6 protein-coding genes and 2 pseudogenes are annotated in these 6973 nt (G+C 69.7%); 4 read left to right on the top strand and 4 right to left on the bottom strand.

The genetic code is table 11. The annotated features are described in order from the left end of the window. Window positions 1-82 (top strand): annotated as a pseudogene (locus ACWCPW_RS48710) (IS5/IS1182 family transposase); the annotation flags it as partial. Between the two features lie 215 nt (window positions 83-297). Here the strand turns inward: ACWCPW_RS48710 and ACWCPW_RS48705 are convergent. Next, a complete protein-coding gene (locus ACWCPW_RS48705; RefSeq protein ID WP_449768091.1) occupies window positions 298-1629 on the bottom strand; it encodes a hypothetical protein in 1332 nt (443 codons plus the stop codon). A 378-nt stretch (window positions 1630-2007) separates the two neighbouring features. Here ACWCPW_RS48705 and ACWCPW_RS48700 point away from each other — a divergent pair, with 378 nt between their 5' ends. Beyond that, complete coding sequence (locus ACWCPW_RS48700; RefSeq protein ID WP_449768090.1) at window positions 2008-2295, top strand: hypothetical protein; 288 nt, start codon at window positions 2008-2010, stop codon at window positions 2293-2295. 84 nt (window positions 2296-2379) lie between these two features. Here the strand turns inward: ACWCPW_RS48700 and ACWCPW_RS48695 are convergent, their stop codons facing one another. From ACWCPW_RS48695 to ACWCPW_RS48685, 3 genes are read right to left on the bottom strand one after another with little or no spacing between them, the layout of a single operon-like run. Further along, window positions 2380-2769, bottom strand: a complete 390-nt coding sequence (locus ACWCPW_RS48695; RefSeq protein WP_449768089.1) for a hypothetical protein — start codon at window positions 2767-2769, stop codon at window positions 2380-2382. Beyond that, window positions 2769-3044, bottom strand: coding sequence for a replication/maintenance protein RepL (locus ACWCPW_RS48690; protein WP_449768088.1), 276 nt, complete (start codon window positions 3042-3044; stop codon window positions 2769-2771). Before ACWCPW_RS48690 ends, ACWCPW_RS48695 begins: the two co-directional genes overlap by 1 nt. After that, the gene (locus tag ACWCPW_RS48685; RefSeq protein WP_449768087.1) at window positions 3041-3235 is read right to left on the bottom strand and encodes a hypothetical protein; all 195 of its coding nucleotides are present in this window, start codon (window positions 3233-3235) and stop codon (window positions 3041-3043) included. Before ACWCPW_RS48685 ends, ACWCPW_RS48690 begins: the two co-directional genes overlap by 4 nt. Before the next feature lie 296 nt (window positions 3236-3531). On the opposite strand from ACWCPW_RS48685, the pseudogene ACWCPW_RS48680 reads away from it, so the two are divergent. Both ACWCPW_RS48680 and ACWCPW_RS48675 read left to right on the top strand, forming a co-directional pair. Beyond that, window positions 3532-4738: pseudogene (locus ACWCPW_RS48680) on the top strand (IS701 family transposase). Window positions 4739-5065: 327 nt separating this feature from the next. Continuing rightward, window positions 5066-6949: an ABC transporter ATP-binding protein gene (locus ACWCPW_RS48675; protein ID WP_449768086.1), complete on the top strand. Its 1884-nt coding sequence runs from the start codon at window positions 5066-5068 to the stop codon at window positions 6947-6949. The last annotated feature ends 24 nt before the right edge of the window (window positions 6950-6973 follow it).

Here is a 6973-nt window from a genome sequence, read left to right as displayed (position 1 = left end):
CGACTGCCGCCTCAAAGGCGACGGCGTCCACCACGCCATCCTCGGCATCGCCCGCCTGCACAACCTCACCCTCGCCGGATAACCCGGCCCCGAACTGCGGCCGACACACCCAAGATCACTTACGGGACAAGCCTTAGAGGGCATAGTCATTTTCATCCCTCGGGGAAGGCAGGGCCGTGCGTACCGAGGCCGGGGACGGGCCGCCGACCGGCGGCCCGTCCCCGCACCCCTTGAGAACACGCCGCAGCGCGGCGATCCGCGGGCAGCCGATGTTCCGTGCTGTTCGATTCGTTGATATCAGTGGACGATTCGCTCCACGATCCAGTCGACCAGTGGCTTGGTCACCTGGCTGTGCACGGTGTTCTCGCTGTCGCACTTGAATTCGTCGAGTGCGCTCTTCTCATTGGCCGCTTCGACCTTCTCGTACGGGTCGACGTCCCACTGGGCCGGGTCGTAGTCCAGCGCGACCGCACTCACGGAGGGGACGAAGCAGCTGAACTTGTAGGTTTCCGGGAGGTCGGCGCCGAGTGCGGCGGCGATCTTGCCGAAGGAGTCGAGGGTGCCGCCGGGGGCGCCGTCGAGGCCGGGAACGTGCGAGGTGAAGCCCCGTCGGACCTGGCCGACGGCCCGCATCTCACCGATCGGCTCGCGCGTCCCGCCGTCGGGCTGGAAGTTCGCCCGGGCGTAGACGATCAGTGGTACCTGCCGCTTGAACACCTCCGTGCCCGCCGGCAGGTCACGGCCGATGCCGTTGCCGGTGCCGTTGGCCACGCCCAGCTTGCGCGGACGTTGCGGGAACCGGCCGAGGTCTTCCAGCTCGGCCAGGAATTGCGTGCGCAATTCGCTGGAGGTGGCGACGGGGCCTTCGTATTTCGCGTCCGGGACCCATGCGTACAGCAGTTGTTGCGCGGCGGGGCTCCTGATCAGCTCGGCCTCCTTGACCTTGCCGGGCTTGGCCGGCAGCGACTCGAAGAAGTAGGCCATCTGCTGGAGGATCAGCGGGATCCAGGCGCCGTTGTGGGGGGAGTCCCAGGAGAGATAGGTCGCGGTCTGGTGGTCCTGGGACTGGTTCTCCATCTCGGCGAGGGCGTAGCGGGTGATGATGCCGCCCATGCTGACCCCGCCGACGATCAGCGGCTCATTGCCCTGCCTCTCCTGGATGACCTTGTTGATGGCGCTGATCACCACCCCGGCGTTGGCCTGGATGTAGGTGTGCCGCTCCTCGAAGCCGACCAGGACGACGTCGATGCCCGCGGTGAGGAGCTGGTCGAGGAAGCCCACGCTGCTGCCCGGGTAGGGTGCGTTGAAGTGGGCGAACAGCCCCGGAAGGTCACTGGGGCCGTAGTTGAAGCCGTCCGCGAAGATGAACGGCCGCTGCAACTCCTCGTGGCCGTGGGCGAGGTAGACTGCGGCTTCGCCGAGGGCCACCTCCCTCCGGTACGGTCGGGCGGACCGAAGCGGCCACGTGTGCTTCGGCTTCCGGTCGCCGTCGCGCGCCACGCCCATCGGGGTGCCGAACCAAGGGCCTTGCGGCAGGTTCCCGGCGAACTCCGCCACTTGGTCCGCCGAGGACTTCTCCTCGGTCTGCTTCCACGTCAGTTCGACGTCGATCCTGGCTTCCTGTGCCATGGGACAGCTACCACCTCTGCGTAGATGTTGTTCGCGGGGCCGCCACAGGCCATCGCGATCACGTGTGTGTGGGCGGTCGGTGCGCGGGATCTGTCGCACCTCCGACAGCGGATGAGATTCGCTGCCCGCCCTTACAGTGATCGAATGTAACTGAATTGTCACTGATTGTTCCGGAGGTTCGCGCGGAACATTCGCTGTGCTGCCCAGGCATCCTTCGGGATCCGGACGGCACGACGCGGCGGCCGTGGCCTTTCTGCGGTACGACCGTCGGCTCGGGCCGGATCAGCTCGACCTCGCCGGCCGGGATGCCATCCTCGCGGTGGCCTGCTCGGACCGGACGCGGGCGGCGTGTCGGTGGCCGGCGGTAGCGTCCGTCGGATGAGTATCGAAGCAACTCGCGCCGGTGGGGCCGAGGTCCGGATCAGCCTGTCCCCGGAGGCCGTGGAACGCGTACGGGCGCTGATCGGGCTCGGGCTCGCGGCGTCGCTCGAGGACTACGTGGCCGACTCCGTCCGCAACCGCCTCGCCGGATTCCAGGACTTCGCCGCAGGATCGACCGGCCGGCCCGACGGCGATCCGAGGGAATGGGTCGTGCCCGGCCGCAGCGCACAGTCGGCCCGCCTCCGCGAGGACGCGCCCATGTACAAGGCCCGGGAGAAGCAGTAGCCCTCGGCCCTGCCCGCGTGTGATCGGCCCCAGAACGCTGAATCGGGATGCCGCCGAGACAAGATCTGTCGGCGGCATCCCGATTCAACTGACGGCGGAGAGCGGTGGGGCGTGCCCGACCCGCGGTGGCGGTTGTACGTACAGCGGCACGGTGATGTCGGGGATGTCGTCGCGGCGGACGGCCTCGATCGCGGCGTGTTCGTAGTCCTCGCTGGACGCATAGCCGGCGATGAGCGGGTGCAGGCGTTTGGCGCCGCGGGCGCCGATGACGAGGTTGCGTTCGCGCAGGGTGCGCATGCTGGGGGAGACGGTGACCTGGCTGATCCCCAGGGCTGCGGCCATGTCGACCTGGCTCTCGAGGATCGACCCGCCGGGTTGCTGAACGGACTGGAGGCGGGCGAGGACGCGCATGGCCGCCGGGGGGAGGTCGAGGTCGGGCGGTATCGACCACAGCGCCGTCGACGAGTACAGCATCACGTCGTCCCCTTCTTCCTGCTCCTCGGCGCCGGCATCTCGGGGACGCAGACCTCGTCCGGGAACCCCGACGCCAACGCCAACGCCAGCGCCCGCGCATCCGCCAACGTGGCGTTCTGCGCGTTCCCGTTGCCCATGTAGGCGAGCAACGGATTCACCTGGTATACTCCGCGCTTCACCTTCCGCACCCAGTTCAGGGCGCTCAGGCCGGTGAGCTCGGTCGACACGGTCGAACGCGGGATGCCCAACGCGTCCGCGATGGCCTGCTGGTTCATCCCGACCAGCGACTCCTGCTGCCGTCCGATCGGTACAGCATGATCGCGCACCGCCGCAGCGAGACGACGCTCGCGGCCACGGATTTCGCCAGGACGTTCGCGAGATAGTCGTTGCTGACCAACGAGAAGCCCTCGTCGCCCAGCATGTGGTGCGGGGACCGGTAGTGCAGGTCGACCGAGACGCGGGCCACCGAGCGGGGACCCGGGGGGCCTTCGTGACGATCGCCTCGGTGATTGCCTGACCCAGGCTCACCCGCCGCGGCGGCTGACCGGAGCCCGGCGACGGGGACGGATCCGTCCGCGACGTCGACGGTGATACGGGGATCGGGCGTGCGGGCTGGTACTCCAGCAGCACTTCGGTATATCCGCAGCTCAGAGCCCTTACTCGACCCTTGATTGTACTCGTTTCGGCTCTGGCCTTGGGGGTCGGTCGCGTTTTCCGGGCCGTGATTCGTGACGTACTCCCGCGTCCCGCGTTGGTCTGGGCATGACGGGGATCGAGGTTGTCGAGCCGTGGTCGGCCGAGTTGGAGTCGTTGCTCTCGCGGGTGGGGCATCGTTTCGGTCGTCGGGAGCCGCGGATGCGGATGCGGGACTACGTTCGGGGGTCTGTTGGGGCCGGTCGGGCGCAAGAACGGGTGGCAGCTCGCCGAGTACGCGGGCCACGTGACGCCCGACGGGATCCAACGATTGTTGGCGTCGGCGTCGTGGGACCCGGACGAACTCCGTGACGACATCGGGGAGTTCGTCGCGGAACGGCTCGGCGCGCCGGACGGAGTCCTGATCGTCGACGACACCGGCTTCGTCAAGAAGGGCGTCACGTCCGCCGGCGTCGGACGGCAGTACACCGGCACGTCGGGAAAGATCGACAATTGTCAGATCGGCGTGTTCGCCGCATACGCCTCCCGTCGAGGGCGGGCGCTGGTCGACCGCGAGCTCCATCCGCCGAAGTCGTGGACGGGCGACCGGGAGCGGTGCGAGGCGGCGCGGATCCCCGCGGGGCGGGCCTTCGCGACCAAGCCCGAGATCGCCCGCGTCATGATCGCGCGGACGCTGGAGGCCGGGATGCCGGTCGGGTGGGTCGCGGCCGACGAGGCGTTCGGGCAGGACTTCAGGTTCCGGCGCGCGTGCGAGGAACACCGTGTCGGCTATGTGGTGGCGGTGCCGAAGTCGCAGCACGTCCTGTCGATGACCGCGTTCTGGCGGATCGACGCCCTGATCGGCCACGCGCCATCCGAGGCGTGGACACGGATGTCGTGCGGCGACGGCGCGAAAGGCCCGCGAATGTACGACTGGGTCTGCACGAGACAGCCCGCGGTCCACGACTTCGGGGACGAGGAACTCTCCCGTGGACGCCGGGTGTTGGCCCGCCGCAGCCTGAGCGATCCCACGGAGATCGCGTATTTCCTCGCAGCCGGACCCGACGGCACGCCGCTCGCGGAACTCGTGCGCGTCGCGGGTGCCCGGTGGGCGATCGAGGAGTCGTTCCAGGCGGCGAAGAACGAGTGCGGCCCGGACGAGTACGAGGTCCGCCGCTACCCGGGCTGGTACCGGCACATCACATTGTCGATGCTCGCCCACGCGTTCCTCGCCGCCCTCGCGGCCGACGCGGCGGAAAAGGGGGAACCGACCCCATCCAACCCGATGTTGTCCCGTTCACCGTGGCGGAGATCCGGCGACTCCTGGCAACTCTGAACCCGCCCCCGACCCACCGTCAGCCCCGCCACATCCTCCACTGGTCCACCTGGCGCAGGCGCCGCCAGGCCGTCGCCCGCCGCTGCCACTACCAACGCAGGATCTGCCGATATTCAGCGACCACCGAGGCATCCCAGATAGACTGGAAACGGGCTTGGCGTGGCCACTGACCTGCGGATATAGCGAAGTGCTGCTGGAGTACTAGACAGCGAACAGGACCGGCCCGAAGCCGAGTTGCACCTCGGCCGCAGCCTCCGAACCCGGCCGCGCCAGGATTCGCCACCCCCGAACGAGGTAAATCGTTCGGGGGAATTTCGTTCTCAGGCCGTGGCCGAAAGCCAAACCCGCCCCGGGGACATCCTCGTCCCCGACACCGAACCCCCCGACCGCTCCCACGACAACGCCTTCGCCGACACCTCACTGCGCCGCATCGCCGCGCGAGTGCCGTCCGACCTGGCCCTGACCGCACGCCTGGCCTGGCACATCGACCCCCGCACCCTGCTCGTGATGACCGCAGCCCAACTCGGGGCCGCCGCCGCGACCGCGTTCGGACTCCTGGCCACCGCCGACGTCCTCACCCCCCTGCTCGCCCTCAACGACCGCGCCTGGGAAACCACCGTCCGCGCCGCCGCACCCGCCCTGACGCTCCTGGTCGCCGCCGCGAGCGTGCGCGCGATCCTGCAGGCCGTCATCTCCGCCGCCTCCGCCCGCCTGGGCCCACGCGTCGACAGCCACGCCGCCGCCCGACTCCTGGACACCGTCACCCGCGCCGACCTCATCGCCTACGACGACCCCACCTGGGCCGACGCCAAACGCGCCGCCGAAGACGGCGCCGACCGCGGACACCGCCTCCTCGAAGCCGCCATGCACACCAGCGCCGCCGCCCTCCAAGTCGTCGCCGCCGCCGGCGTCCTGGCCACCCTGCACCCGATCCTGCTGCCGCTGCTCCTGCTCGCCGTCCTGCCACACGCCGCGGCCGGCGTGGTCGCCGCCCGCATCCAACACCGCAGCGCCCGCAAACTCCTGGCCGACCGCCGCTGGCGCTACGTCCTGATGGGCGACCTCACCTACAAGGACTCCGCCCCCGAAGTGCGCGTGCACCGCATGCGCGGCTACCTCCTCGACCGCTACCGCAAGGTCTCCGACCGCATCGAACACGAAGCCGCCCGCGCCGGCCGCTCCACCGCACTCGTCCGCCTCGCAGGCCAGGCCGTCGCGGGACTCGGCACCGGAGCCGTCTACGCCACCCTCATCTACCTCACCGCCCGAGGCACCCTGCCCGCCGCCACCGCAGCCGGCGCCGCAGTCGCCATCCGCACCGCCACCATGGCCCTCACCGACGCCGTCCACGCCTGCGGCGAACTCTTCGAACACGGCCTGTACGTCGGCGACTGGGCCCGCTTCACCGCCGGCACCGACGCCGCCGTCCGCGGGGCCGGGCAACTCCCGGCCGAGTGGACGGCCGTGCACCTGGACGACGTCACGTTCACCTACCCGGTCGCGAAACGCCCCGCCCTCGACCGCGTCACGCTGACCCTGCGACGCGGGGAAACGATCGCGTTCGTCGGTGAGAACGGCTCCGGCAAGACCACCCTCGCCCGCGTCATCGCAGGCCTGTACATCCCCCAGACGGGACGGGTGCGCTGGACGAGCGAGCACGCCGACCTGGACCTCACCGACGCCGACCCCGAGAGCCTGTGGGAACACGTCACCCTCGTCCCTCAGGACGCCTACGACTGGCCGTTCCTGGTCCGCGACACCATCGCCCTGGGCATCCCCCACCAGCGCGGCGACGACGCGATCCACGACGCCGCCCGCGCGTCCGGCGCCGACGCCGTCATCGCCGCACTGCCGCACGGGCTCGACACCAGCCTCGCCCGCTCCTGGTGGGGCGGCCACGACCTCTCCGGCGGCCAATGGCAACGCCTGGCAATTGCGCGAGCGTTCCACCGGGACACGGCACTGTTGATCATGGACGAGCCGACCTCCGCGCTCGACGCCCGCGCCGAACACACCGTCTTCCGCTCCCTGTTGAACCTGGCCCCCGACCGCAGCACCGTGTTCATCACCCACCGCCTCGCCAACGCCCGCGTCGCCGACCGCATCCTCGCCATGCACCACGGCCGCATCGTCCAGGACGGCACCTTCGAGGAACTCGTACACCAGGAAGGCGAACTCTTCGAAGAGCTGTACAGGCTGCAGACCACGTGAGGTCGTGCGCGGCGCAGAGGTTGC

This window comes from Embleya sp. NPDC001921, from assembly GCF_053594475.1.
The sequence above is the reverse complement of the archived record's forward strand: the minus strand, read 5'-3'. Positions and strand labels throughout refer to the sequence as shown.

What these genes read in the sequence shown, in the direction of transcription:
- ACWCPW_RS48705 (WP_449768091.1), bottom strand. Translation starts at nt 1,629, where the DNA reads ATGGCACAGGAAGCCAGGATCGACGTCGAACTGACGTGGAAGCAGACC.
- ACWCPW_RS48700 (WP_449768090.1), top strand. Translation starts at nt 2,008, where the DNA reads ATGAGTATCGAAGCAACTCGCGCCGGTGGGGCCGAGGTCCGGATCAGC.
- ACWCPW_RS48695 (WP_449768089.1), bottom strand. Translation starts at nt 2,769, where the DNA reads ATGCTGTACTCGTCGACGGCGCTGTGGTCGATACCGCCCGACCTCGAC.
- ACWCPW_RS48690 (WP_449768088.1), bottom strand. Translation starts at nt 3,044, where the DNA reads ATGAACCAGCAGGCCATCGCGGACGCGTTGGGCATCCCGCGTTCGACC.